Origin of the sequence: Streptomyces sp. N35, from assembly GCF_016464295.1 — a bacterium.
GTDB lineage: Bacteria > Actinomycetota > Actinomycetes > Streptomycetales > Streptomycetaceae > Streptomyces.
The window spans coordinates 88,047-112,006 of sequence record NZ_JAEIMH010000018.1 but is presented as its reverse complement, the minus strand read 5'-3'; the positions used below and the strand labels follow the sequence as shown (position 1 = coordinate 112,006).

At 71.8% G+C, this 23,960-nt stretch carries 21 protein-coding genes and 2 pseudogenes; 11 read left to right on the top strand and 12 right to left on the bottom strand.

Annotated features, from left to right (window positions below; genetic code table 11):
• The 4 genes and pseudogenes from JAO81_RS13000 to JAO81_RS12985 all read right to left on the bottom strand — a co-directional run.
• Positions 1-1,320, bottom strand: a pseudogene (locus JAO81_RS13000) (hypothetical protein); the annotation flags it as partial.
• 53 nt (positions 1,321-1,373) lie between these two features.
• Positions 1,374-2,270: a hypothetical protein gene (locus JAO81_RS12995; protein ID WP_199547972.1), complete on the bottom strand. Its 897-nt coding sequence runs from the start codon at positions 2,268-2,270 to the stop codon at positions 1,374-1,376.
• A 103-nt stretch (positions 2,271-2,373) separates the two neighbouring features.
• Positions 2,374-3,876: pseudogene (locus JAO81_RS42425) on the bottom strand (hypothetical protein); the annotation flags it as partial.
• 98 nt (positions 3,877-3,974) lie between these two features.
• The gene (locus JAO81_RS12985) at positions 3,975-4,673 is read right to left on the bottom strand and encodes a GntR family transcriptional regulator (protein WP_199547970.1); all 699 of its coding nucleotides are present in this window, start codon (positions 4,671-4,673) and stop codon (positions 3,975-3,977) included.
• A 176-nt stretch (positions 4,674-4,849) separates the two neighbouring features.
• On the opposite strand from JAO81_RS12985, the gene JAO81_RS12980 reads away from it, so the two are divergent.
• The 5 genes from JAO81_RS12980 to JAO81_RS12960 all read left to right on the top strand — a co-directional run bounded on the left by JAO81_RS12980 (position 4,850) and on the right by JAO81_RS12960 (position 9,493).
• A complete protein-coding gene (locus tag JAO81_RS12980) occupies positions 4,850-6,154 on the top strand; it encodes an MFS transporter (RefSeq protein ID WP_199547980.1) in 1,305 nt (434 codons plus the stop codon).
• Positions 6,151-6,969, top strand: coding sequence for a putative hydro-lyase (locus JAO81_RS12975; protein ID WP_199547969.1), 819 nt, complete (start codon positions 6,151-6,153; stop codon positions 6,967-6,969). Before JAO81_RS12980 ends, JAO81_RS12975 begins: the two co-directional genes overlap by 4 nt.
• Positions 6,970-7,015: 46 nt before the next feature.
• Positions 7,016-7,801, top strand: a complete 786-nt coding sequence (locus tag JAO81_RS12970; RefSeq protein WP_199547968.1) for a 5-oxoprolinase subunit PxpA — start codon at positions 7,016-7,018, stop codon at positions 7,799-7,801.
• Entirely contained in the window at positions 7,798-8,514 is a 717-nt protein-coding gene (locus tag JAO81_RS12965; protein WP_199547967.1) for an allophanate hydrolase subunit 1, read from the top strand. The genes JAO81_RS12970 and JAO81_RS12965 overlap by 4 nt, the downstream gene beginning before the upstream one ends.
• A gap of 82 nt (positions 8,515-8,596) precedes the next feature.
• Positions 8,597-9,493 (top strand): biotin-dependent carboxyltransferase family protein, encoded by an 897-nt coding sequence (locus JAO81_RS12960; RefSeq protein ID WP_199547966.1) that lies wholly within the window; start codon positions 8,597-8,599, stop codon positions 9,491-9,493.
• Between the two features lie 108 nt (positions 9,494-9,601).
• Here JAO81_RS12960 and JAO81_RS12955 read toward each other — a convergent pair whose 3' ends face one another.
• The 5 genes from JAO81_RS12955 to JAO81_RS12935 all read right to left on the bottom strand — a co-directional run bounded on the left by JAO81_RS12955 (position 9,602) and on the right by JAO81_RS12935 (position 14,929).
• Complete coding sequence (locus tag JAO81_RS12955) at positions 9,602-10,471, bottom strand: SGNH/GDSL hydrolase family protein (protein ID WP_199547965.1); 870 nt, start codon at positions 10,469-10,471, stop codon at positions 9,602-9,604.
• Positions 10,468-11,628 carry a glycosyltransferase gene (locus JAO81_RS12950; protein ID WP_199547964.1) on the bottom strand — a complete coding sequence of 387 codons (1,161 nt, stop codon included), beginning with the start codon at positions 11,626-11,628 and terminating at the stop codon, positions 10,468-10,470. Before JAO81_RS12950 ends, JAO81_RS12955 begins: the two co-directional genes overlap by 4 nt.
• Positions 11,625-12,752 carry a glycosyltransferase family 1 protein gene (locus JAO81_RS12945; protein ID WP_199547963.1) on the bottom strand — a complete coding sequence of 376 codons (1,128 nt, stop codon included), beginning with the start codon at positions 12,750-12,752 and terminating at the stop codon, positions 11,625-11,627. Before JAO81_RS12945 ends, JAO81_RS12950 begins: the two co-directional genes overlap by 4 nt.
• A gap of 95 nt (positions 12,753-12,847) precedes the next feature.
• The gene (locus tag JAO81_RS12940) at positions 12,848-14,257 is read right to left on the bottom strand and encodes a HEAT repeat domain-containing protein (protein WP_199547962.1); all 1,410 of its coding nucleotides are present in this window, start codon (positions 14,255-14,257) and stop codon (positions 12,848-12,850) included.
• A 279-nt stretch (positions 14,258-14,536) separates the two neighbouring features.
• Positions 14,537-14,929, bottom strand: coding sequence for an ankyrin repeat domain-containing protein (locus tag JAO81_RS12935; RefSeq protein WP_199547961.1), 393 nt, complete (start codon positions 14,927-14,929; stop codon positions 14,537-14,539).
• Between the two features lie 295 nt (positions 14,930-15,224).
• Here JAO81_RS12935 and JAO81_RS12930 point away from each other — a divergent pair, with 295 nt between their 5' ends.
• Positions 15,225-15,419, top strand: a complete 195-nt coding sequence (locus JAO81_RS12930; RefSeq protein WP_030360399.1) for a hypothetical protein — start codon at positions 15,225-15,227, stop codon at positions 15,417-15,419.
• A gap of 48 nt (positions 15,420-15,467) precedes the next feature.
• Positions 15,468-17,009, top strand: a complete 1,542-nt coding sequence (locus tag JAO81_RS12925; RefSeq protein ID WP_199547960.1) for an ATP-binding protein — start codon at positions 15,468-15,470, stop codon at positions 17,007-17,009.
• 3 nt (positions 17,010-17,012) lie between these two features.
• On the opposite strand, the gene JAO81_RS12920 is transcribed toward JAO81_RS12925, so the two are convergent.
• Positions 17,013-18,512, bottom strand: a complete 1,500-nt coding sequence (locus tag JAO81_RS12920) for a PLP-dependent aminotransferase family protein (RefSeq protein WP_199547959.1) — start codon at positions 18,510-18,512, stop codon at positions 17,013-17,015.
• A 148-nt stretch (positions 18,513-18,660) separates the two neighbouring features.
• Between JAO81_RS12920 and JAO81_RS12915 the strand changes: the two genes are divergently transcribed.
• The 4 genes from JAO81_RS12915 to JAO81_RS12900 all read left to right on the top strand — a co-directional run bounded on the left by JAO81_RS12915 (position 18,661) and on the right by JAO81_RS12900 (position 22,140).
• On the top strand, positions 18,661-19,314 hold the full coding sequence (locus JAO81_RS12915; RefSeq protein ID WP_199547958.1) for a YitT family protein: 654 nt from the start codon (positions 18,661-18,663) through the stop codon (positions 19,312-19,314).
• Positions 19,311-20,078, top strand: coding sequence for a glycerophosphodiester phosphodiesterase (locus JAO81_RS12910; protein WP_199547957.1), 768 nt, complete (start codon positions 19,311-19,313; stop codon positions 20,076-20,078). Before JAO81_RS12915 ends, JAO81_RS12910 begins: the two co-directional genes overlap by 4 nt.
• A gap of 34 nt (positions 20,079-20,112) precedes the next feature.
• Positions 20,113-21,459, top strand: a complete 1,347-nt coding sequence (locus JAO81_RS12905; RefSeq protein ID WP_199547956.1) for an MFS transporter — start codon at positions 20,113-20,115, stop codon at positions 21,457-21,459.
• Positions 21,460-21,765: 306 nt separating this feature from the next.
• Positions 21,766-22,140 carry an RNA polymerase-binding protein RbpA gene (locus JAO81_RS12900; protein WP_165333861.1) on the top strand — a complete coding sequence of 125 codons (375 nt, stop codon included), beginning with the start codon at positions 21,766-21,768 and terminating at the stop codon, positions 22,138-22,140.
• Between the two features lie 207 nt (positions 22,141-22,347).
• Here JAO81_RS12900 and fxsA read toward each other — a convergent pair whose 3' ends face one another.
• Positions 22,348-22,953, bottom strand: a complete 606-nt coding sequence (gene fxsA / locus JAO81_RS12895) for an FxsA family membrane protein (protein WP_199547955.1) — start codon at positions 22,951-22,953, stop codon at positions 22,348-22,350.
• A 76-nt stretch (positions 22,954-23,029) separates the two neighbouring features.
• Positions 23,030-23,797 (bottom strand): polyprenol monophosphomannose synthase, encoded by a 768-nt coding sequence (locus tag JAO81_RS12890; RefSeq protein ID WP_199547954.1) that lies wholly within the window; start codon positions 23,795-23,797, stop codon positions 23,030-23,032.
• Between the last annotated feature and the right edge of the window lie 163 nt (positions 23,798-23,960).

The following is a 23,960-nucleotide window of genomic DNA, read 5'->3' as shown; positions in this document are numbered from 1 at the left end:
GGCGAGTGCGGGCGCGGCGTCGCGCTCGGCCTCGCGGATCGCGACGGCCACGCGGGCGGAGCGGTCCGCTGCGGCGCGGTGGCGAAGCACGGCCTCGGCGGCCTGCCAGGCGGAGTGCAGGGTGCGGGCATCGGCCAGCTCGCGCTTCTGTGCTGCGGCGGACTTCTCAGCGGCGGCAAGGGCCAACGAGGCGTGCCGGTACGCGAGTTCGGCGGCGATCAGGGCGCTCGCGCCACGGGCCTGTTCGGCCTCGGTCACCGTATGCGCGGCGTTCGTGACCTGCTGGGCGAGTTCGGCGGCCCGCGCCCGCTCCACCACGGACCGGGCGGACAGGCGCCGGGCCAGGGTGCGGGTGCGCCGCTCGGCCGCGGCGTGCACCTCGCGTGCCCGTGCGCGGGTCTCGGTGGCCTCGACGATCCGGCCGAGCAGATCGACCGATCCGGCCGTGAAGTCCCGCTCGGCGATCAGTTCGGCACGGCGCCCCAGCTTGTTGCCGAAGCCGCCGACGAGGTCGGCGAGGCCGTCCGTGTCACGGGTGTCGGTGACGGCGCGAAGCAGCAGATCCGTGAAGTCGGAGTCCTTCTTGACCGCGAAGAGGCCGGCGGCCTCGCCTTCATCGGCGTTCATCTCCCGCTGGTAGCGGAAGAGTTCGGGGTCGAGGCCGAGGTCGCCGAGGTGCTCGTTCCAGCGGTCGTGGATCTCCTCCCAGTGCACCTCGAGATGCGGGTAGGCCTTGCCCGCCTCGGTCAGCGCGTCACGGAACCCCTTCATCGTGCGCCGCCGCCCCTGCGCACCGGAGGCACCCTCGGCGACGGGCCGCACCGCCGTGGCCTCGGCGACCGGCAGGTTGTCCAGGCTGAGGCCGGGTCCTGGCCGGAAGGAGTACCAGGCCTCGGCGAACTTCCGCGGATCGTTGGAGACCTGGCGTCCGCGCCACTCGCTGGCCTTGCCGACGACCACGCACTCGCCGGTCAGGGTGTGCTGCCACTCCAGGGCCACATGCCCGCAGTCGTCCGCGAGCAGGAACTTGCGCAGCACACCGGAGCTGGCGCCGCCGAGCGTGTTGCGGTGGCCGGGCAGCATCACCGAGAAGATCAGCTTGAGGAGCACCGACTTGCCGCCGCCGTTCTCCAGGAACAGCACACCGGCCGGCGCCGGGCGGCGCTGCGGCCCGGACGGCTCGTCCGTGAAGAACTCGGCCTGCTGCGGCGCGGGATCGGGCACGGGCTCGCCCACACCGCGCAGGTCAAGGACCGTGTCGGCATAGCGCGCACCGGCGGGGCCGATGGAGTAGAGGCGGACCCGGGACAGCTCGTACATGGCGGACTCTCGTGAGCGTGGTGGGCGGGGCGGGAAGTCGTGCGGGTGAGGCGTCAGGTGCTGTCGGCGTGGAAGGGAAGTCCCGCTCCCGCCACCAGCTCCAGGTCCTCGCCGTCCGTGGGCGGCACCAGGCTCGCGGAGCCGTCGCTCACCGGGACGACCCCGAGATCGAGCAGCTCTGCCATGGCCGCGGAACCGGCCATGTCGCGCACCTGCAGCTGATAACGAGGCGTCGTGCGATACGTGCCTCCGGAGTCGTCCCCGGTGCGCTGCAGAAAGCCGGAGTCGGTGAGGAACGCCGCCGCCTTGGAGACGATGCCGGTGGTCGAACCGGCAAGCCGCCGCGCGTCCTTGGTGGCTCCGGTGGAGCTGCGGCGCGCCCAGATGCGCCACGCGGACTCCAAGCCCGGGGCGTCGGATGCGGGGTCGGTGTTCTCGCCCGCTTCCTCGGCGCGCTCTTCGAGGCGCTGACAGGCCTGCCGTACGAAAGCATCCACGCCGTTGACGGTGATCCGCCCGATGTACCCGTCGTCTGCCAGGTCCTCGGGCCGCGGGAAGGCGAGGGCGGCGAGCGCGAGGTGGGCGAGGCCGTGCAGGAAGCGGTCGCCTGCGTCGGAGGAGGCCCGGCGCGCGTAATCCCCCATCCGTACCGCGAACAGCGAGTCCTCGGCGGCCGTCACGGCCATGCCCGCGCGCGGAGACACCTCGAGAACCACCAGGCCGAGCCCGCTGGCCACGGCGTCGGCGAGGCGGGCGAACGGCGGGTCCTCGCGGTAGCGGCGAAGGAGCTCGGCGTACTCGGCGTCCCTGGCGGGCAGCAGTTTGGGCTGCAGTCCGAAGGAGACCAGCCGCGCGGCGTCGGCCGCGTCGGCGGGGGTGACCGGCGCGGGTGCGGCGGGGCGGGTTTCGCTCTCGCCCCAGGCGCCTGCCTCGACGTCCTTGTCGCTCACGGGCGGGGCTCCTTGTCGCGAAGGGTGCGGTGGTGCTGAACGCAGGGGGTGCTGAGGCGCTGCACGCAAAGGGTGCGAAGGCGCGGTCCGATTGCGGGAGCCACGCCGCCTCCGTCCGGGCGGCGGCCATCCCGACCGCGCCGAGCAGCGCGGTGCCGACGATGAGGTCGGCGCCGCCGAACTCGGGATCGTCGAGCTCGGTCCCGTCGTCCACGGCGAACAGGAGCTTCGGCTCGCCCTGGCGGTAGGCCGTACCGACCGGCGGGCTGGCCGCGTGCACCGCCAACAGGGCGACGAGATACGGCAGTTCGGGATCCATCCGGCGCGCGTCGGCGAGCAGCCCCGACAGCCGGCGCGGCGCCTCGTGCTCCAGGTCGAGCAGCTCCATGGCCCGGGCCAGCTGCTCCTCGCTGAAGCGGCTGTCGTCGGGCGTGGCGATCAGGTCCGGCTCGGGCATCTCGGCACCCAGGTGCTCCCGCTCGAGCGGCGGCGTCAGCAGTATGTCGACGAGATCCCCCACGCGTACGGACGTGGGTGTGCGCAGTCCGGTCCCGCGCGCGAAAAACGCGTCGGTCACCCTGATCGCCTGCTCGACCGGCAGCGGCAGCACGGGCGCCAGGAGCTGCCCGTACAGATCGAGCCCGACCCGGCCCGTCGGCGGCGCGAAGGCCTGCCGGTCCTGTTCGGCGCGGAACAGCGGGCCCGCTTCGAGGAGCCTCGACTGCAGCTGGGTGTGGCGGCGGATGCAGTCCTTGACGATGTCGACGAGCTCGGCGGCCCGCCGCTTGTGCTCATGGTCCTCGGCCTCGTCGCGGGCCTTGCGGATGTTCGTCAGGATCGCGTTCTCGTGCCGGTACCGGTCCGCGACATGGTCGAGTGCCTCGGCGATCATGTCGGGCACGGCTTCCAGCCAGTCGACCGCGCGCACATTGCGACGCGTCGCGTCCAGCGCGCGCCGCAGCGTCTCCGAGTACTGCACCGTGCGATAGCGCGCCTGCTCGGCGGCGAGCTGCGCGTCGGCGAGCCGGCCCCGGCTGATCAGAACCTCCAGCTTCACCTCGGCCGCGATCTGGGCGCTGGTGACGTCGGTGTCGAGGGCGCCCACCAGGACGTTGACGGCTTCGTCCGTCGTACGGAGATAGACACCGCCGCCGTATCCCGGGACCTCTTCGAGCAGCTTGAAGTCATAGTCGCGGCGCACATAGCTGCCGTCGGGCGCGAAGGTGCCGTACACGGCGCGGAAGCCGCGGTCGACGCTGCCGACGTTGATCAGGTTCTCCAGGACCCAGCGCGCCACCCGCTCATGCTCGGCGAGCGGCCGCTGCGGGGCCTGGGCGGCAACGCGCGGAATCAGCCGGGCCACGATCTGCTCGTGGTCGGCGCCCGTGTCGAAGTCCATGTTGAGCGTGACGAGGTCGATCGCCGAGAGCGCGACCTCGGCCATCGCATAGACCGTGTACTCACCGGCGAGATTGGCCTTGCGCACATCGAGGTCGTGCAGCGGAGCCGTGCACGCGAGCGCGCGCAGGCGCCGCGCCAGGCCCTCGTCGGCGGCCGGGCCCGGTGCCGGGGACGGATGGATCTTCGCCGGGGCAGGAGCAGTCACGACGTAGAGGTTAGGCGCTCACACTGACAACGACCGAAACGGCGCAGTTGGGACTGCTTGTCCCGGTGCATTGAGGCATGGATCGGGCGTGATCCGGCTCACAACTCGCGGGCGCCGTCAGTCCCGGAAAGCCGCCCCGCGTACGCCGCCACGACCCGCTTGCGCGAATCGTCCAGATACCCGGCGAGCAGTTTCTCCGCCGCCGCGCGCCCGCCCGCGTCCAGCGTGTCGAGCAGCTCGGCGTTGCGCCCGAGGTACGGCTCGTGCAGGCGGTGCGGATCGTCGACGAGGTGGAAGGCCAGGCGCAGTTCGGCGAAGACGCTGCGCATCAGTTCGTCGGTGCGCGCGCTGCCGGCGAGGGCGACGAGTTCGCTGTGGAAACGGATATTGGCCGTCCCGACGCCCGTCCAGTCCTCGGCCCCGGCCGCCCGCCGGCCCTCCTCGACGGCTGTACGCAGCCCGTCGAGCGTGTACGGCGGCTTGCCGAGCCCCCGTACGACCGCGCATTCGACGAGGTGCCGCGTGCGGTAGATGTCCTCGACGTCCTCGACGGTCAGGACCCGCACGAAGACGCCCCGGTTGAGTTCATGGACGAGCAGCCGCTCGTGCGTGAGCAGGCGGAACGCCTCGCGCAAGGTGTTGCGCGAGACCTTGAGGGCCGCGCCGATGGCCTCCTCCGACAGCCGCTCGCCGGGCGGGAAGTAACCGTCCGCGATCCGCCCGCGCAGGATGTCGGCGACCCGCTCCGCGGTGCTGGTGCGGCCCAACAGCGCGCGGTCTTCCACGAGTCCGTTCATGACTGGATTCAACCGCAGAATCCGTCGGGAATCCAAGAACCTTCCCACAGGGGTATTGAGGGATCGTTGAACAATCCTCTACGGTGACAGTCACCCGCACCCCCGCACTCCCCGCACGGCACGGCCACACCCGCACAGGCACGCTCCTCCCCTCCACCGACAGCGAGGTGCCCCGGATGACCGCGACCCCACCCTCCCGCGAGGCGACCACCGCCCCTCCACACCCCGGCCCCGAACTCGCCGACGCCCAGGGACCGTTGGCCTGGTTCAGGGCGCTCGGACCGCGCGGCCGCCGCGCCTTCGGCGGGGCTTACGGCGGCTATGCGCTGGACAGTTACGACTACTTCACGCTGCCCCTGAGCATGGTCGCGATCGCGGCCTATTTCGGTCTCAACAACGGGCAGACCGGACTCTTCACCACCGTCACCCTGGTCGTCTCCGCCGTAGGCGGTGCGCTCGCCGGCGTGCTGGCCGACCGGATAGGCCGGGTGCAGGCGCTGATCGTCACGGTCGTGACGTACGCCGTCTTCACCGTGGCCTGCGGTTTCGCGCCCAACTACGAGACGCTGCTGGTCTTCCGCGCCCTGCAGGGCCTGGGCTTCGGCGGCGAGTGGGCGGTCGGCGCGATCCTCGTCGCCGAGTACGCGAGCGCCAAGCACCGAGGCCGTACCCTCGGCGCGATCCAGAGCGCCTGGGCCGCGGGCTGGGGTCTGGCCGTGATCGTCTACACGCTGGTCTTCCAGTTCCTCGGCGACGACCTCGCCTGGCGCGTCATGTTCTGGACGGGCGCACTGCCCGCGCTGCTCGTGCTCTATGTGCGCCGTAACGTCCAGGACGCCCCCGAGGCCGCCGAAGCACGCAAGAAGAACCCCCACAAGGGAAGCTTCACCGCCATCTTCAAGCCGGGCCTCCTGCTGCGCACCACGCTCTTCGCCGGTCTGCTCTCCACGGGCGTCCAGGGCGGCTACTACACCCTGGCCACCTGGGTGCCGGCCTTCCTCAAGACCGAACGCGGCCTGACCGTCGTCGGCACGGGCGGCTATCTGGCCGTCCTGATCTCGGGCGCCTTCATCGGCTATCTGACCGGCGGCTATCTCACCGACGTACTCGGCCGCAAACGCAATATCGCCCTGTTCGCCGTCCTGTCCGCGCTGTGCATCCTCGCCTTCGGCTCCATCCCCGAGGGCTCCAACGGGCTGCTCCTCCTGGTGAGTTTCCCGCTCGGCTTCTGCATGTCGGCGATCTTCAGCGGCTTCGGCTCCTTCCTCGCCGAGCTCTATCCGACGGCCGTACGCGGCACGGGCCAGGGCTTCACGTACAACGCCGGACGCGGGGTGGGCGCCATCTTCCCGACCCTGGTCGGCTTCCTGTCGGACAGCTGGGGCGTCGGCGGTGCGCTGATCTTCGGGGCACTGGCGTACGGGATCGCGGTCATCGCCCTGTTCGGCCTGCCCGAGACCCGCGGCCGGGAGCTGACATGACCAGGCCCTCACCGCCTTACGCCGACCGGCAGTTGCCGTCCTACCGCCGCAGGCCCCGCGCCGCCCGCGCCCACTTCCGCGCGGGCGCCGACGAACCGACGGCGGGCTGGGCGCCCGGTCACACCCAGGCCAACCTGATCGCGGTGCCCGCGGACTGGGCGTACGACATGCTCCTGTTCTGCCAGCGCAACCCCAAGCCCTGCCCCGTGCTCGACGTCACCGAGGCCGGCGACTGGCGCACCCGTCTCGCTCCCGGTGCGGATCTGCGCACCGATCTGCCGCGCTACCGGGTGTGGCAGAACGGCGAGTTGACCGACGAGCCCGCCGAGGTGACCGGGTGGTGGCGGGACGATCTGGTGGCGTTCCTGATCGGGTGCAGCTTCACCTTCGAGGCCGCACTCACCGCCGCGGGCGTCCCGATGCGCCACGTGGAACAGGGCCGGAACGTGCCGATGTACCTCACCGACCGCCCCTGCCGCAGCGCGGGACGGCTGCGGGGACGCATGGTGGTCTCCATGCGGCCGGTCCCGCCGGAAAGGCTGTCCACGGCCATCCGCGAATCGGCCCTGCTGCCCGCCGTGCACGGCAGTCCGGTGCACTGCGGGGACCCGTCGGTGCTCGGGATCGAGGACCTCGGCCGCCCGGACTTCGGGGATCCCGTGGACATACGGGCCGATGAGATCCCGGTGTTCTGGGGCTGCGGGGTGACTCCGCAGGCGGCGGTCATGGAGTCACGGCCGCCCTTCGCGCTCACCCACGCACCGGGCCGGATGCTCATCACGGATGTACGCGACGACACGTACCGCGTCGTCTGAAGCGCAGTTCGACCATCACTCCGCACCGAAGGCACGTACCCCGCATATGAACCCTGTGAGTTCTGTGAGTTCTGTGAGTCCTGTGATCGATCTCAACGCCGACCTCGGCGAAGGCTTCGGGCGCTGGCGGCTGACCGAGGACGAGCAGCTGCTCTCGGTCGTCACCAGCGCCAACGTCGCCTGCGGCTTCCACGCGGGCGACGCGGTGACGATGCGCCGGGTCTGCGCGCTGGCGGCCGAGCGCGGGGTGCGGATCGGCGCGCAGGTCTCGTACCGCGATCTGGCCGGCTTCGGGCGCCGCGCGATGGATGTGCCCGCGGACGAGCTGGCCGCCGAAGTGGCGTACCAGATCGGCGCGTTGGAGGTCTTCGCCCGCGCGGCGGGTGCGGGCGTGGCCTATGTGAAGCCGCACGGCGCGCTGTACAACCGCATCGTGCACGACGAGGAGCAGGCCGCCGCGGTCGTCGACGGCGTGCTGCTCGCGGGCCCGCTGCCCGTGCTCGGGCTGCCGGGGTCGCGTTTCCTCGAGGTCGCCGCGAAGGCCGGGCTGCCGGTGGTGGCCGAGGCGTTCGCGGACCGCGCCTACACGGACGAAGGCACGCTCGTGCCGCGTACGCGCGAGGGTGCGGTCGTCACCGATCCGTCGGCGGTCGTGGAGCGTTCGCTCGGTCTGGCCCGTGACCGTGCGGTGCGCTCGCTCGACGGGCGGCGGATCACGGTCAGGGCGCGCTCGCTGTGTCTGCACGGCGATACGCCAGGGGCGGTGGAGCTCGCCCGCCGCGTACGGGCACGGCTCCTGGAGAGCGGCGTCGACGTGGCGGCCTTCGCATGAACGCCTCCCCACCCCTGAACGCCTCCGTGTCCCTGAACAGCTCCCCGCCCCTGAACACCTCCCTGTCCCTGAACGCCTCCCCGCCCCGGCGCATCCTGCCCGTCGGCGACGACGCGCTGCTCGTCGAACTCGACAGCGGCACCGAAGCCCAGGCCCTGCACGCGGAGTTGATACGGCTCCGCGCGGCAGGCGCCTTCCCGCCGGTGCGGGAACTCGTCCCCGCCGCCCGCACCGTGCTCCTCGACGGTCTGGGCGAGCCTCCGCGCCAGGTCGCGGCCCGCCTGGCCGCACTCGTGGTACCGCCCGCACCGGCACCGACCGGCGACGTGGTCGACATCCCCGTCCGCTACGACGGCCCCGACCTGGCCGAGGTCGCCGCCGCCTGGGACGTGCCCGTCGCCGAGGTCGGCAGGATCCACTCGGCTCTCGCATTCCGTGTCGCCTTCTGCGGGTTCGCGCCCGGTTTCGGCTATCTGACGGGGCTGCCCGAGCGGTACGCGGTCACGCGCCGCCCCACCCCGCGCCCGTCGGTCCCGGCCGGCGCGGTGGCCCTGGCCGGCCCGTACACGGGCGTCTACCCACGCTCCTCGCCCGGCGGTTGGCAGATCATCGGCAGCACGGACGCCGTCCTGTGGGATCACAACCGCACTCCGGCCGCGCTCCTCGCGCCGGGCACGCCCGTACGGTTCCGGATCCACGGGGACGCTTCGTGAGCGCGTCCGCCGGGCCGGCGCTGCGCACGCGCTGCGCACGGCCACCGGGGCGCCCCCTGGGCCGCCTCCATGGGGAGTGCACATGACCGACCGCGCCCTCGTCGTCGTACGGGCCGGCGCGCTGACCACGGTCCAGGACCGCGGCCGCCCCGGCCACGCCCATCTCGGCGTACCGCCTTCGGGCATGCTCGACGCCCCCGCCGGCCTCCTCGCGAACCGTCTCGCCGGCAATGCGCCCGAGGCGGCGCTCCTGGAGACCACCCTCAACGGCGTTGCGCTGCGCCCGCGTTGCACGGTGACGGTCGCGGTCACGGGCGCGCCCTGCCCGGTGACGGTGGACGGCCGGCCCGCCGCCTGGGGCGCCCCGGTCCGGGTCCCCGCGGGCGCACTGCTCGGCGTGGGCACGGCCACTTCAGGCGTACGGTCCTACGTCGCCGTCTCCGGTGGCCTGGACGTCGACCCGGTGCTCGGCAGCCGCTCGACGGACCTGCTCTCGGGCCTGGGCCCGGCCCCGCTCACGAACGGAACGGTCCTCCCGCTCGGCGCCGCCGTCTCCTCGTACGCTCCGGTCGACCTCGGTCCGCAGCCCGCGCCGCCCAAGGAGCTGGTGCTGCGCATCACGCCCGGACCCCGCGACGACTGGATCACGGACAACGCCCGCACCACGCTCACCACCCACACCTACCGTGTCTCCTCCACGAGCAACCGCATCGGCCTGCGCACGGAGGGCCCACCCCTGGAACGCGCGATCCTGCGCGAACTCCCCAGCGAGGGCCTGGTTCTGGGCGCAGTCCAGGTCCCCCCGAACGGCCACCCGGTCATCTTCCTGGCAGACCACCCGACGACGGGGGGCTACCCGGTGGTGGCGGTGGTCCGCACCACCGATCTACCGGCCGCGGCACAGGCCACACCGGGGACACCGGTTCGGTTCGTCGGTCGAAGCCACGTGAGGACATCTTTCAGCCCCTGCGGCGCTTGAGCAGATCCGAACGAAGTTCGGATGCGGGGGGGGGGGCAAGCCCCGGGTTGGGGGAGGGGGGGGGAGGGGGAAGAAAGCCCCCCCCAGGCCCCCACCCACCCGCACACGTCAGGCCGCCCCCACCACCTCCCCCGCCGAAGCCGCACCCGACACCGAGGCCAACGCCGCCGCCACCGCCCGAGCCGACCGCAGGTCCAGGGCAACCGACGTGCCCCGCGCCCGGTGGCGTACCTCATGCGCGGCCAGGGTCAGAAGCTGCGGCAGCAGGTCCGCACACCGCCGCACCACCCACCCCGTCCCCGCCGTGGCCAGCCAGAACAGTCCGGCCGACCGGGTCGGTGGAGCCTGCTCGGGCTCGACGGACGGCGACGGACCCACCTCGTGCCCCACCGCTTCGAGCCGCGCGTGAAAACGGGCGGCCAGCATCCGGTGCCCCCGCTCACCGGGATGCAGCCGGTCCGCACTCCACATCGCCCGATCGGCCACCCACGCATCGTGCGCCGCATGCAGATGCACCGCCCCGTACCGCTCCGACAGCGCGTGCACCACCGCGTTCACCGCCCGCTGCCGCCGCGCGAGCGGCCGGGCGAGCGCGCCCGGCAACCCGAGCATGGCCCCGGGGTCGGGCAGGCACGCGGTCAGGAGCACCGCACCCCGCGCGGTGAACTCCCGGTAGACGGTGTCGAGTCGGGCCGCCACCGCATGGATGTCGAAGGTGCACCGCAGCGTGTCGTTGACGCCCACGACCACCGACACCACATCGGGCGCGAAGGCCAGCGCATCCGGTGCCTGGCGCTCCAGGACGTCACGCGTCTGGGCACCGCTGACCGCGAAGTTACGGAACTCCACGGCCAGTTCACCTGGGCCGAGCGCCGGCGCGAGCAGCGCGGCCCACCCTCGCCACGTCTCCCCGACGGGATCTCCCACTCCTTCGGTGAGCGAATCCCCGAGCGCCGCGAAACGCAAGGCGCGACTCACGACCGCACCTCCCGCATGGGAACCCCGGCGGGAGCCGACGCATCATGCGCCGCCAGAAAGGCGGCCACCGCCCGGTCCCACCCGAAGCACTCGGCCCGCGCACGAGCCGCACCGCGCCGCAGCCGCTCGGGCCGGCCGAGCAGCAGCTGGACGGCGTCCGCGAAGGACTCCCCGTCGTCGAAGGCCACAGCCCCCGCCGACCCCAGCACCTCCGGCAGCGCGGACGAAGCACTCGCCACCACCGGCGTCCCGCACGCCAGCGCTTCCAGCGCGGCGAGTCCGAAGGTCTCGGCAGGACCGGGCGCCAGACACACATCGGCCGCGGCTTGCAGTGCGGCCAGTTGCCCCCGGTCCGCGACATGCCCGAGAAACGTCACCGGCAGCGTCCGCGCCCGCCGTTCGAGGCGCGCCCGCAGCGGCCCGTCCCCGGCCACGACCAGCCGTACGCGCAGACCGCGCTCGCGCAGCACCCGTAGCGCGTCGATCGCGGTACCGGGCCGCTTCTCCACCGACAGCCGCGAGCACAGTGCGAGGAGCACCTCGCTCCCGCCCGCGTACCGCGCCCGCAGCGCCGGATCCCGCAGCCCGGGCCGGCAGCGGTCCAGGTTCACACCGAGCGGCGCCCGGACGACATTGCGCGCCCTGATCCGCACGAACTCGCGCTCGGCCCACTCGGTGGTGCACACCACTCGTGAATAGGCGTGCGCACTGCGGCGGTTGAGACGGTCCGCGGCCCGTCGGGCGGCGGGCTCGGGCAGCCCCCAGGTGCGCAGCACCCCGTCCGCGGTCTCGTGCGAGACCATCACCGCGGGGACGCGGGCGCGCCGCGCCCACTCACCGGTCCAGCGCAAAGTGGTGCGGTCACACACCTCCAGCCGGTCGGGCGCCACCTGCTCCAGAAGTCCGGTCAGGACGCGCCGGTCGGTCAGGACGCGATAGCCGCCGGTTCCGGGCAGCAACGGCCCGGGCACGGTGATCACCCGACCCTGCCGGGTCATCCGGTCCCAGGCGCGCTCCCCGGGCACGATGAGGACGGGTTCATGTCCCGCGGCCAGATACCCGGCGCCCAACTCCCGCAGCGCGGTACGCAGTCCGCCCGAGGCAGGCGCCACGAAGTTCGCCATGCGCACGATCCGCAGGCCGGCTGTCGCGCTCATGCGGCCACCGCCGTTCGGTCCTGCAGCACCTCGGCATAGTGGCCGAGCAGCTGATCGCCGACCGCCTCCCAGGTGCGCTCGCGCACCATGTCCCGCCCGGCCCGCCCGTACGCGGCCCGCCGTACGGGATCCGCCGCCAGCGACCACACCGCGTCCCGGAACGCGGCCGCGTCGCCCGCCGGCACCAGAAGCCCGCTGCGTCCGTGCGCCACCAGGTCGAGCGGGCCGCCCGCCGCGGGGGCGATCACGGGCACACCGCTGGCCATGGCCTCCTGCACGGTCTGGCAGAAGGTCTCGAACGGCCCGGTGTGCACGAAGAGGTCCAACGAGGCGAAGATCCGGGCGAGTTCACCGCCCGTACGCCTGCCGAGGAAGTGCGCGCCGGGCAGCATGTCCCGCAGCCTGTGCTCGCTGGGCCCGTCGCCGGTGACGAGGACGCTCACGCCGTCCATCCGGCAGACGCCGGCGAGCAGTTCGACCTGCTTCTCCGGCGCGAGCCGCCCCACGTATCCGACGACCAGCTCGCCGTTCGGCGCGTACCTGCGGCGCATCTCCTCGTCCCGCAGCGCCGGGTCGAACCGTGCGGTGTCCACGCCGCGCGGCCACAGGGCGACCCTCGGCACCCCCTGTGCGACAAGGTCCCGCATCGCCGCACCGGACGGCGCGAGGGTCCGGTCGGCCGCCTTGTGCACGGCCCGGATCCGCCGCCACGCGGCGGTTTCGCCCGCGCCCACGTACGTACGGGCGTAGCCGGCCAGATCGGTCTGGTAGACGGCGACGGCGGGAATGCCGAGCCGGGACGCGGCCGCCATGGCGCGCACTCCGAGCACGAACGGGCTGGCCAGATGGATCAGTTCGGCCCGGTGGGAGGTGATCGCCGCGGCGATGCGCCGGCTCGGCAGGGCCACTCTGACCTGCGGGTAGCCGGGCAGCGGCAGGGAGGGGACGCGCACCACGGGGCAGGGCGCGCCGGTTTCGGGGGCGGGCAGTCCGTGAGCGGTGGCGGGTGCGACGACCACAGGTTCATGTCCGCGCCGTACAAGATGGAGCGCGGTCTGCAGGGCGCAGTGCGCCACGCCGTTGACGTCGGGGGGAAAGGATTGGGTGACGATGACGCCACGCATCCCGGTGTTGTCGTCGCCGGGGGCGTGCCCGCGTCAACGTGGATCTTTCCGGCGGGGGAACGTCCCGTAAGCGTTCCCCGCCGACTGCCCACGCTCTAGGCGTCGGGCCCGATCCGGCTGCGCACCACGGTCTCCATCTCGGTCTCCTCCGCCGGATCGGCGGCGAGCCGGCGCAATTGCTCCACGACTCGGCTGTCGGCGGTCTCGGCGCGCCGTGCGGCGAGCTCCCGCGTGGTCTCCTCGCAGTCCCACAGGCACTCCACCGCGAAGCCCGCGGCGAAGGAGGGATCGGTGGCGGCGAGCGCGTTGGCGGCGCGCCCCCGCAGATGGGACGAGGCGGTCTCGCGATAGATATGGCGCAGCACCGGCGCGGCACACGCGATGCCGAGCCGTCCGGTGCCGTCCACCAGGGTCCACAGCGTCGGCCCGTCAGCCCCTTCGGACCGCACCGCTTCACGCAGCGCGCCGAGCACCAGCACGGCGTCCTGGGCGCCGCCCCTGCAGGCGAGCACCCGTCCGGCCGCGGCCCCGAGCGCGTCGGGCCGCTCGGCCCAACGGCGGGCCCGCTCAAGGGCGTTGTCGTCGGTCATCCGCTCGAACGCGTCGACTGCGGCCTCGATCACGGTCTCCGAACCGTCGGTCAGGGCGGCCTCGACCAGATCGAGCACGACGGGATCCTGGGCGTCGGCGAGGTAGCGCAAGGCGGTACTGCGCGCCCCGTCGGACCCTGATCGCGCCGCGGAAATGATCTCGGGCAGATCCTCGGGTCCTGCCACGGCGGTCAGGCACCGGGCGGCCGGCACATGGCGTCCGGCGCCCCGCTCCATGGCCTCTTCGGCCCAGGCGAACACGGCGGCGACGCTCCAGCCGGGGCGTGGCCCTGCCGGCCTCATCTGCCGTTGCCACTGGTCGAAGGAGCCGCGTTCACCGGCGGTGCGCACGCGGGCCCCGATGACCTCGCGCGGATCCTCGGCCCACAGCCGCCAGGGCCTCGGCTCGAAGGCGTCGCGCACGGCGGCCGACAGCTCGGCATCCCCTTCCGCGGTACGCGGGAAGCGGGCGAGCACGGGTTCGGCCAGGGCACGCAGGCCCGCGTCGTCGTCGCGCAGCGCGAGTTCGTCCAGCGCCCAGGCCCAGTTGGAGCCCTCGGCGGCGTACTGGCGCAGCAGCATGAGCGCGTCGTCCCGCCCGTACGAGGCGAGATGGCCGAGCACGGAAAGGGCGAGGCCGGTACGGGTCTCGTCGGAGTCGAGCACGTCCTCGGCGCAGAACAGGTGCTGCGCGATCTGCTCGAGCGACCCGTTCAGATCCAGGTAGAGCCGCGCGTAGTAGAGCGAACGGTTCTCGACCTGCCAGTCGTGGCGGGGGTCGCTCAGCACGCAGTGGTTCAGGGCCGCGAGCGCTTCCTCGCGGGGGGCTGTGAGCGCGTGCAGCGTGCCGTCGCCGCGGCCTCGCTGGAGGAGGCCGAGCAGCGTGCCGCTGGGCGCTATGACCGTGTCGAACATGGAAGGAGCCTCACATCAAGCTGTCGACGCAACAGGGGGTGTCCGTGCACTACCTGCCGGCGCAACAACACGTGCGGCTGGCCGTCGTCATCTGCTTGCTGAAAGCCATCTTCCTCTGCCTCTCGGTCGGCGGCCCGGGGATGGGCCGGTCACGGTCCGCGCGCTGAGGCATCTGCCCAGCAATCGTGTCCGTGCATCACGACGTCATGATGGCCCAGCCCATCGGCTGGGTCGACCAGATTTCCGCTGACCCCCCGCATACCCCCGTGCGGCCCGGTATTACCCGGCGCCGAACAACTCGAGCAGGTCGGCCTTGCCGAACATCCGCGCCGTGTCCACCGCCGACGGCGTCCCCGCGGCCGGATCGGCGCCCCCGTCGAGCAGCACCTTGATCACGTCGTCCTCGCCCTTGAACACGGCACCCGCCAGCGGCGTCTGGCCCCGGTCGTTCGCCCGGTCCGCATCCGCGCCACGCTCGAGCAGGGCGCGCACCGCGGCCGCATGCCCGTGATAGGCGGAGAGCATGACCAGGGAATCGCCGCGGTCGTTGGTGAGATTCACCGGCACGCCGGCGTCCACATAGGCGGCAAGGGTCTCGGTCTCGCCCTGGCGCGCCAGATCGAAGATCTTCGTGGCGAGCTCCACGACCTCCGGATCGGGTGCTTCCGTCATCGGCCAGACCTTTCGCTGAGTGATCGGTGGGGAGAAAGCCCCTGCGTACGACCACGTCGGCCGTACGAGTGAATCGACAGCGTACTGCCCGTCACGGCACATGACCGCCTCCGCCCGAGGCAAAGATCACCTCGGGTCTCCTTGCGGCCCGACGCCCGCCCGGCCGGCTCAGCGGCATGCACCCATACGAGGGAAATCGGCGAAATTTCACCCGGTTGCACCTTTTGTCGTATGGATACATGCTGTGAGCCTGGAAGAACTCATGGTGACTGTCCCCTCTACCAGGAGAACTCTCATGATCCTGTCCATCTCGGGTGTAGTGCTGCTCGGCGTCATCGTCTTCCTTTTCTTCCGCAAGGACGGCCTCAAGGCTTCCCACGCGCTGGTCTGCGCGCTCTTCGGCTTCTATCTCGCGGGCACCGCCATCGCCCCGAGCATCAAGGCCGGCGGAGCGAGCCTGGCCAGCCTGCTGGGCGGCATCAAGTTCTGACGGCGCCTCGCGCGCTCAACCAACGGATCACAACTTCAGGAGTACGACGTGGCCAGGCGACCACTCCCGCGCATTCTGACCACCGGTTCCGCGTCCCTCACGCGGAGCAGGGAAATGGCCAGAACGGCAGCCGACAGCGCCACGGACGTGCTCCATCCGTTGATCACCATCACTCGGGGACTGCGCCGCCTCGCTTCCGCAGGGCGGCGCAAATGGACCGAGACCCCCAAGGACCGCCGCGGACCCGTCCTGTTCCTGGTGGCGTCCTGCCTTCTCGTCGTGGTCCTCGTCCCGTACGGGCCGCTGCTCGCCCTGATCTCGCTGATGGCGGCGGCCGCGTGGACCGGCCGCGACCGCACCCCGGTGCAGACCGGCCCCGACGAAAACCAGCTCCAGCGCCTGCACACGCTCTACGAGGCGCTGGTCCCGTATTTCTCGGTCCCCGAGGACCCGAGCCCGCTCTACTCGCACGGCGGCGAGTGGGACAAGGCGTTCACGGCCCATGAGTTCGACGAGAACGGCCGCATCAGCCGGCTCGTCCTGCGCTACCCCGCGTACTTCACCGATGGCGAGGCCTCGTCCCGGGCCCGTATCGAGCAGGTACTGCACGCGAAGTCGGGCCGCGGCCGCGAGTACCACTTCGAGTGGGACGAAGAGGGCAACGAGCTCACGGTCCATGTGCTGCCGCCGCTGCCCACGGACATCGCCGCCCAGCGCTTCGTGACCACCCCCGGTGAGACGGTCCTCGGCTTCACGGACGAGACCGCCGTCCAGCGCACACTCCCCGTCCTCGACGGCGGCGAGCAGCGTGACGTACCGCCGGTGGTCTGGCGCACCGGGCCCCGCTCGACCGAACCGCACCTGCTGATCGTCGGCCAGCCCGGCAGCGGCACCACGACCCTGATGCGCTCCCTCGCGCTGCAGGCCCTCCAGCACGGCGACGTCCTCATCGTCGAGGGCAGCGGCACGGGCGAGTACGCCTGCCTCACCGGACGCCGGGGCGTCCTCGGCGTGGAGTGCGGACTCGCGGGCGCGGCGGCCTGCCTGGAGTGGGCCGCCCACGAGACGGAGCGCCGGCTGATCTCCGCGAACCGTGCCCGTCAGGCCGGCCACCCGGCGCCCGACGACACCCGGCGCCCGCTCTGGATCCTGCTCGACCGCCCCAGCGTCCTCGGGCACCTGGCCGCGGCGGACGGCCGCGACGATCCGCAGGGGCTGCTCCAGGTCCCGCTGCGGCACGGCCGCGCGGCCAACGTCACGGTGGTCGTGGCCGACCAGTTCGACACGATGGACGCCCTGAGCGACCCCGTACGCCAGCACACCCGTGCCCGCGTGGTGCTCGGCGCGGCGCCGGCCGAGCAGATCGAGGCGGTGCTCGGCACCTCCCCGCACACCACGCCCACCCCGGACGTGCCGGCCGGGCGCGGCTACGCCCGGATGGGCACGGGCCCGGTGCACCGCCTCCAGGTTCCGGCCACCCCGGACCCGTACGACGACGCGACCAGCGACACCCAGCGGCGCGCGGTGCTGGAACTGCTGCCGGAGCGCGTCGCCACGGAGGACGACACGCTCAGCCCGTCCACCGTCTGAGCGCTACGCCACGAACGTGTGCGGCTGCTGCGCGCTGCCCCCGGCTCCGCCCTCGACGAGCCGGGCCGCGGCGGCCAGCCGCACGGCGGCCTCGTCCGCCAGCGCACCGCCCACGGTGAACGGCAGCCGGACGAAGCCCTCGAAGGCCCCGTCCACGCCGAACCGCGGTCCCGAGGGCACCCGCACACCTACCCGCTCCCCGACCTCGGCCAGGCGCGAGCCCGACAGGCCTCCGGCGCGCACCCAGAGCGTCAGACCGCCGTTCGGCACCTCGAACTCCCAGCCGGGCAGCTCCCGACGCACCGCGGCCACGAGCGCGTCCCGGTTCTCCAGCGCCTGGGTGCGCCGCAGCGCGACAGCCTGCTCCCAACCCCCTGTGCTCATCAGCCAGTTGACGGCCAGCTGCTCCACCACCGGCGTACCGAGATCGGCGTACGCGCGGGCCGCCACCAGACTCCGGATGACGTCGGGAGCAGCACGCACCCAGCCGATCCGCATCCCGGCCCAGAATGCCTTGCTCGCCGACCCGACCGTGATCACGGACGAACCGGCCGGGTCGAAGGCGCACACCGGACGCGGCATCTCGAACCCGGGCTCGAGCCACAGCTCGGTCATCGTCTCGTCGACGACGAGCACGGTCCCCGCGGAACGTGCGGCGTCGACCAGGGCGCGCCGCTGATCGTCGTCCGGCAGTGCGCCCGTCGGATTGTGGAAGTCGGCCACCACGTACGCGAGCCGGGGCGCCGACTCCCGCAGCACCTGGCGCCAGCGCTCCACGTCCCAGCCACTGAGCCCCTCCCCCATGGCGATCGGCACCAGACGCGCGCCCGCCTCACGCATCAGCTGGAGGATGTTCGCGTACGAAGGCGACTCGACCGCGATGCGCTCGCCCCGGCCGGCGAAGAGATGGCAGATGGCGTCGATCGCGCCCATGGCACCGGTGGTGACCATGATCTGCTCGGGCATGGTCGGGATGCCGCGCTCGGTGTACCGGTCGGCGATCATCTGCCGCAGCGCCGGCAGTCCCGCCGGGTAGTCGCCGTGCGTATGCGCGTACGGCGGAAGCTCCTCCAACGCGCCCTGCACCCCTCGCGTCAGCCACGGCTCGGGCGCGGGCAGTGCGGCGCAACCGAGATCGATCATCGAGCCGAGCGCCTCGGGCGGCAGGGGTTCGAGACCCCGCGCGGGCAGCGGGTTGCCGGCCGGTACGGCGGTCCAACTCCCCGCGCCCCTGCGGGACTCGAGGAAGCCTTCGCTGCGCAGCGCCTCGTAGGCGGCGGCCACGGTCGTACGGCTGACGTTGAGCGACTGGGCCAGTTCCCGCTCGGCGGGCAGCCGCGCGGCGACCGGCACCCGTCCTTCGAGGACGAGAGTCCGTACGCCGTCCGCGAGCGCCCGGTAGGCGGGGGGACGGCGGGTACCGGGGCCGGCCGGGCGCGCCTGCTGCGAGGTGATGAGGCGGGCGAGCTGCGTGGAGCCCACCGCCGAAGTCCACTGCGCCATAAAACCCAGTCCACCTTCCCCGAATTGGCCCTATCGGCCTTCTCTTGGCAAGCCACAGAGTGTCATGTGTCAGCCTGTTAAGGCCACAGCCCCTCGGGGTGCAGGCCACTAGAAGGCCAGTAGCCACATAGACACCGAGGGGGACTCCTTGCAGCGCGGCACCCATCTGACCCGCCGTCTTGTTCAGCTCTACGCGGGTCTCACCCTGTACGGCGCGAGCTCGGCGCTCCTTGTGCGCTCCGGCCTCGGCCTCGAGCCCTGGGGTGTGCTGCACCAAGGTCTCGCCGAGAAGTCCGGTCTCACGATCGGCGTCGTCTCGATCATCGTCGGCGCGATCGTGCTGCTCCTGTGGATCCCGCTGAAGCAGCGCCCAGGGCTCGGCACGGTTTCCAACGTGTTCGCGGTGGGTCTCGCCATGGACGCCACGCTCGCCCTCGTACCCGATGCGCAGGGCTGGACGCTGCGGGTGCTCGCCCTGGCCGGCGGCATCCTCCTCAACGGTGCGGCCACCGGCCTGTACATCTCGGCCCGCTTCGGCCCCGGCCCGCGCGACGGCCTGATGACCGGCCTGAACCAGGCGACGGGCTGGTCGATCCGGCTCGCCCGCACCTGCATCGAGATCGCCGTGGTCGCCACCGGCTTCCTGCTCGGCGGCACGGTCGGCATCGGCACGGTCGCGTACGCACTGGCGATCGGCCCGCTCGCCCAGTTCTTCCTGCGCTTCTTCGCCATCCCGGGTCCGCAGACCGGCAGCCGGGTGGTCGCCGCCGCGCCACGCAGGCGCGCGATACTGCGACGGTGACCACCCCCGTACGCCACCCGTACCTCGACGCGGCCGTACCGCTCGCCTTCGCCCACCGCGGCGGGGCGGCGGACGGTCTGGAGAACACCGAGTCCGCGTTCCGCAGCGCGGTCGCGTCCGGCTACCGGTATCTCGAAACGGATGTGCACGCCACGTCCGACGGCCGGCTCGTCGCCTTCCACGACGCCACCCTCGACCGGGTCACCGACACCGCCGGGCGGATCGCCGACCTGCGCTGGTCGCAGGTGAGCCGGGCACGTGTGGCCGGCACCGAGCCGGTCCCGCTCTTCGAGGACCTCCTCGAAGCCTTTCCCGAGGCACGCTGGAACGTGGACGTGAAGGCGGAGCCCGCGCTGGCGCCCCTGCTCGATCTCATCCGCCGCACGAACACCTGGGACCGGATCTGTGTGGGTTCGTTCTCCGAGGCCCGGGTCGCCCGCGCCCAGCTCCTCGGCGGGCCCCGCCTCGCCACATCGCTCGGCGTCAACGGGGTGCTCGCGCTGCGGCTGCGCTCCCTCGGCCTCCCGGCCCGCCTGCGCCGCTCGGCCGTCGCCGCCCAGGTGCCCGAGACCCAGTCCGGCATGCGCGTGGTCGACCACCGCTTCGTCCGCACCGCCCACGCGCTCGGCCTGCAGGTCCACGTATGGACCGTGAACGACCGGGCACGCATGGAGCGACTCCTGGACCTGGGAGTGGATGGCATCATGACCGATCACACGGGGACACTGACCGAGGTGCTCAAGGAGCGCGGGGCCTGGGCCTGAGCGCGACCTCGGCAGGCAAGCACGAGGGGGCGCGGTGGGCGCGGACACCGTCACGGAACGAAGCGACGGCGTTCGGCGCCGGCGCGAACAGCACGGCTGGTACGTCTACGACTGGGCGTGCTCGGTCTACTCGACCAGCGTCCTCACGGTGTTCCTCGGGCCCTATCTGACGGAGATCGCGGAGTCCGCGGCGGACGCGGACGGTTTCGTCCATCCCTTCGGCATCCCGGTGCGGGCCGGCGCCTTCTTCCCGTACTCGGTATCGGCCTCGATCATCCTGGCGGCTCTGGTGATGCCCCTGGTCGGCGCGGCCGCCGACCGCACCGGACGCAAGAAGCCCTTCCTCGCGGCGGCCGCCTATCTGGGCGCGACGGCCACGGCGGCCATGTTCTTCCTCGACGGCGACCGTTATCTGCTCGGCGGACTGCTCCTCGTGGTCGCCAACGCCTCGCTCGCCGTGTCGATGTCGCTGTACAACGCGTACCTTCCGCAGATCTCCACCCCCGAGGAACGCGACGCCGTCTCCTCCCGCGGCTGGGCCTTCGGCTATGCCTCCGGCGCGCTGGTCCTGGTCCTCAACCTGATCCTGTTCACGGCGCACGACTCCTTCGGCGTCTCGGAGGCGACCGCCGTACGGATCTGCCTGGCCTCGGCGGGCGTGTGGTGGGGCGCGTTCACGCTCGTACCGCTCAGCAGGCTGCGTGACCGGCGCCGGGATCCGGCCGAGCGGGAGGCGGCGCTCGGTGGCTGGCGCCAACTGCGCGCCACCTTGCGCGATATGCGCCGCCACCCCCTGACGCTGGCCTTCCTGCTCGCGTATCTCGTCTACAACGACGGCGTCCAGACGGTGATCTCCCAGGCCTCGGTCTACGGCTCGAAGGAGCTGGAGCTCGGCCAGTCCACTCTGATCGTCGCGGTGCTCCTGGTGCAGCTGCTCGCGGTGGCCGGTGCGCTGGGCATGGGCCGTCTGGCTCGTGTGTACGGGGCCAAGCGGACGATTCTCGCTTCCCTGGTCGCCTGGACCTTCATCATCGGCGCGGGCTACTTCCTGCCGGCCGGCGCACCTGCCTGGTTCTTCGTCCTGGCGGCCGGCATCGGCCTGGTCCTCGGGGGTACTCAGGCCCTGTCCAGGTCTCTGTTCTCGCATCTGGTGCCACGGGGCAAGGAGGCCGAGTACTTCTCGGCCTACGAATTGAGCGACCGCGGCGTCAGCTGGCTCGGTCCGCTGATCTTCGGTCTGACCTATCAGGCGACGGGCAGCTACCGGGACGCGATCGTCTCGTTGCTGGTCTTCTTCGCCCTCGGATTCGTGCTCCTGGCCCGTGTTCCGGTGCGCCGCGCGGTCGAGGCCGCGGGCAATCCCGTCCCCGAGCGGATCTAAAGGAACGTAAAAAAGCCCAGGACTAGCCCGGAAAGAGGGGGGCGGATTTAACACCGGGTGACAAAGGCCGGTAGTGTACGCCTTTGGCCTGCCAGGCGTACCGTTCCTTCACGCTAAAGAAACTCAAGCGTTGGGTGACATCTCCTGCCAGATGTGACAAACCGGGCGAGGGTGGGTACAACAAGGGGCGGCCAAGACGGCGACGCGTGACCCGGAACGGGAATCTTTACCGCCGACCGGACGTTGACCGGATGACGACGACAGCGACACCTGTCCTGTGGGCGACAAGCCCGGGAGGCACGATTCATGAGTGAGCGAGCTCTTCGCGGCACGCGACTCGTAGTGACCAGCTATGAGACCGACCGCGGCATCGACCTGGCTCCGCGCCAGGCGGTGGAGTACGCATGCGACAACGGCCATCGTTTTGAGATGCCGTTCTCGGTGGAAGCAGAGATCCCTGCGGAGTGGGAGTGCAAGGTCTGCGGGGCCCAGGCACTCCTGGTGGACGGCGACGGCCCTGAGGAAAAGAAGGCCAAGCCCGCGCGTACGCACTGGGACATGCTCATGGAGCGGCGTACGCGGGAGGAGCTGGAGGAGGTCCTGGCCGAGCGCCTGGCCGTCCTGCGCTCCGGGGCGATGAACATCGCCGTACACCCGCGTGACAGCCGTAAGACGGCATAACCAAGCGGTACGTACACAGCAGCACCCGGACCGGGGGCGCGGACACGTGATGTGTCTGCGCCCCCGGTCCGGTTTTGCCTGTCCGTGCTCTGCGGAAGCCAGGCCTACGAACCGTGCTCTGCGAAGCCAGGCTACGAGCGCCTACGCGAACGGCGGGCGCACACCCTGTGGGCGCGCACCCGGCCGGGCACGGAGAAGCAGCTGAGGTCAGGAGCCGATCGGCGGATACGGCCCGTCGTCGCGCCGCGGACGCTGCTCGCCGGGCACGTCCTCGCGGATGACCTCGCCCTGGACGACCTTGCCGTCCGGGCGGTGGATACGGGCCTGCTGGAAGGCGCTCTCGAAGCTGCCGGGGCCCGCCTCGGCCAGACGCTTCTCGAAGGATTTCTCCGCCCGCTTGGCGACGGCCTTGCGGACCGGCGGCAGCAGACAGACCAGGCCGATCACGTCGGACAGCAGCCCGGGCAGGATGAGCAGCAGTCCGCCGAGCATGGTCAGACCATTGCCACGGCTCTGCTGCCCTTGCGGCGCGGTCACGGGCTCACCGGCGGCAGCGGCGGTCTGGGCCTGCTGGAGGGTGTCGGTCAGATTGCGGAAGGCCCGGCGGCCCGCCCGCTTGATCACCACGGCGCCGAGCACGACGCCGGCCAGGAGCAGCAGGAAGACCACGAAGCCGCTGGTCGCCGAGGCGACCTGCATCAGCAGCCAGATCTCGAGGACCAGCCAGGCGGCGATCCCGAGGGGCAGAAACCGGCGCACCGTCGAACGGCCGGCAGGGCGGCCGGCGGCGCGTGCTGTCGGAGGCGTCGTCATGCCTCCAGTGTGCCGTCTGCCGCGTCCGTACGGCGTAAGGGCGAGATCAACGCGCTCTCGTACGGCCGGGCGGGGCTCAGCGGGACTTGCCGCGTCCCAGGACCTTGCCGGTCCGCTCGGTGACGCCCCAGGCGGTGACCCGCCACAGCGCCTCGACCAGGATGTCGCGGCTCATCTTGGAGTCGCCCAGCTCGCGCTCGACGAAGGTGATCGGGACCTCGACGACATGGAACCCGGACTTGACCGCGCGCCGGGCGAGGTCGACCTGGAAGCAGTAGCCCTGCGAGGCGACGTCCTCCAGGCCGAGGCCTTCGAGGGTCTCCTTGCGGAAGGCGCGGAAGCCGCCGGTGACATCGCGGATCGGGACGTCCAGCATCAGCCGCGAGTACAGCGAGCCGCCGCGGGAGATGAACTCACGGGACTTCGGCCAGTTGACCACCCGTCCGCCCGGCACCCAGCGCGAGCCGAGCACCAGGTCGGCGCCCTTGAGCGCGGTGAGCAGCCGGGGCAGTTCCTCGGGCTTGTGCGAGCCGTCGGCGTCCATCTCCACGAGCACGCCGTAGCCGTTCTCGATGCCCCAGCGGAAGCCCGCGAGATACGCGGCGCCGAGGCCCTCCTTGCCCTTGCGGTGCAGTACGTGGATGTGGTCGTCCTCGACGGCGAGTTCATCGGCGAGCTTGCCGGTGCCGTCCGGGCTGTTGTCGTCGGCGACCAGGATGTGCGCCTCGGGCACCGCCGCGCGTACGCGGGCCACGATCGGCTTGACGTTCTCGGCCTCGTTGTACGTCGGAATGATCACCAACGTGGTGCCGAGCGGGCCGTACTCCCGCTGACCGCCGTCCATCACTGCGTGCCCCTTAATTCCAAAACGGATGCTCCACCATAGTGCTGCCCGCCACCCGACCTGCTGAGACGGGGGCGAGGGTGTCGCCGGAGCAAGAGGGAACGGTGCGGGAACAGGACCCGGCGCCCTTCGGGCCGACCTGGGACCCGCTGGCTGCGGGTCG

What these genes read in the sequence shown, in the direction of transcription:
- JAO81_RS12940 (WP_199547962.1), bottom strand. Translation starts at nt 14,257, where the DNA reads ATGTTCGACACGGTCATAGCGCCCAGCGGCACGCTGCTCGGCCTCCTC.
- JAO81_RS12950 (WP_199547964.1), bottom strand. Translation starts at nt 11,628, where the DNA reads ATGAGCGCGACAGCCGGCCTGCGGATCGTGCGCATGGCGAACTTCGTG.
- JAO81_RS12900 (WP_165333861.1), top strand. Translation starts at nt 21,766, where the DNA reads ATGAGTGAGCGAGCTCTTCGCGGCACGCGACTCGTAGTGACCAGCTAT.
- JAO81_RS12945 (WP_199547963.1), bottom strand. Translation starts at nt 12,752, where the DNA reads ATGCGTGGCGTCATCGTCACCCAATCCTTTCCCCCCGACGTCAACGGC.
- JAO81_RS12970 (WP_199547968.1), top strand. Translation starts at nt 7,016, where the DNA reads ATGAACCCTGTGAGTTCTGTGAGTTCTGTGAGTCCTGTGATCGATCTC.
- JAO81_RS12935 (WP_199547961.1), bottom strand. Translation starts at nt 14,929, where the DNA reads ATGACGGAAGCACCCGATCCGGAGGTCGTGGAGCTCGCCACGAAGATC.
- JAO81_RS12975 (WP_199547969.1), top strand. Translation starts at nt 6,151, where the DNA reads ATGACCAGGCCCTCACCGCCTTACGCCGACCGGCAGTTGCCGTCCTAC.
- JAO81_RS12960 (WP_199547966.1), top strand. Translation starts at nt 8,597, where the DNA reads ATGACCGACCGCGCCCTCGTCGTCGTACGGGCCGGCGCGCTGACCACG.
- fxsA (WP_199547955.1), bottom strand. Translation starts at nt 22,953, where the DNA reads ATGACGACGCCTCCGACAGCACGCGCCGCCGGCCGCCCTGCCGGCCGT.
- JAO81_RS12980 (WP_199547980.1), top strand. Translation starts at nt 4,850, where the DNA reads ATGACCGCGACCCCACCCTCCCGCGAGGCGACCACCGCCCCTCCACAC.
- JAO81_RS12890 (WP_199547954.1), bottom strand. Translation starts at nt 23,797, where the DNA reads ATGGACGGCGGTCAGCGGGAGTACGGCCCGCTCGGCACCACGTTGGTG.
- JAO81_RS12920 (WP_199547959.1), bottom strand. Translation starts at nt 18,512, where the DNA reads ATGGCGCAGTGGACTTCGGCGGTGGGCTCCACGCAGCTCGCCCGCCTC.
- JAO81_RS12930 (WP_030360399.1), top strand. Translation starts at nt 15,225, where the DNA reads ATGATCCTGTCCATCTCGGGTGTAGTGCTGCTCGGCGTCATCGTCTTC.
- JAO81_RS12985 (WP_199547970.1), bottom strand. Translation starts at nt 4,673, where the DNA reads ATGAACGGACTCGTGGAAGACCGCGCGCTGTTGGGCCGCACCAGCACC.
- JAO81_RS12965 (WP_199547967.1), top strand. Translation starts at nt 7,798, where the DNA reads ATGAACGCCTCCCCACCCCTGAACGCCTCCGTGTCCCTGAACAGCTCC.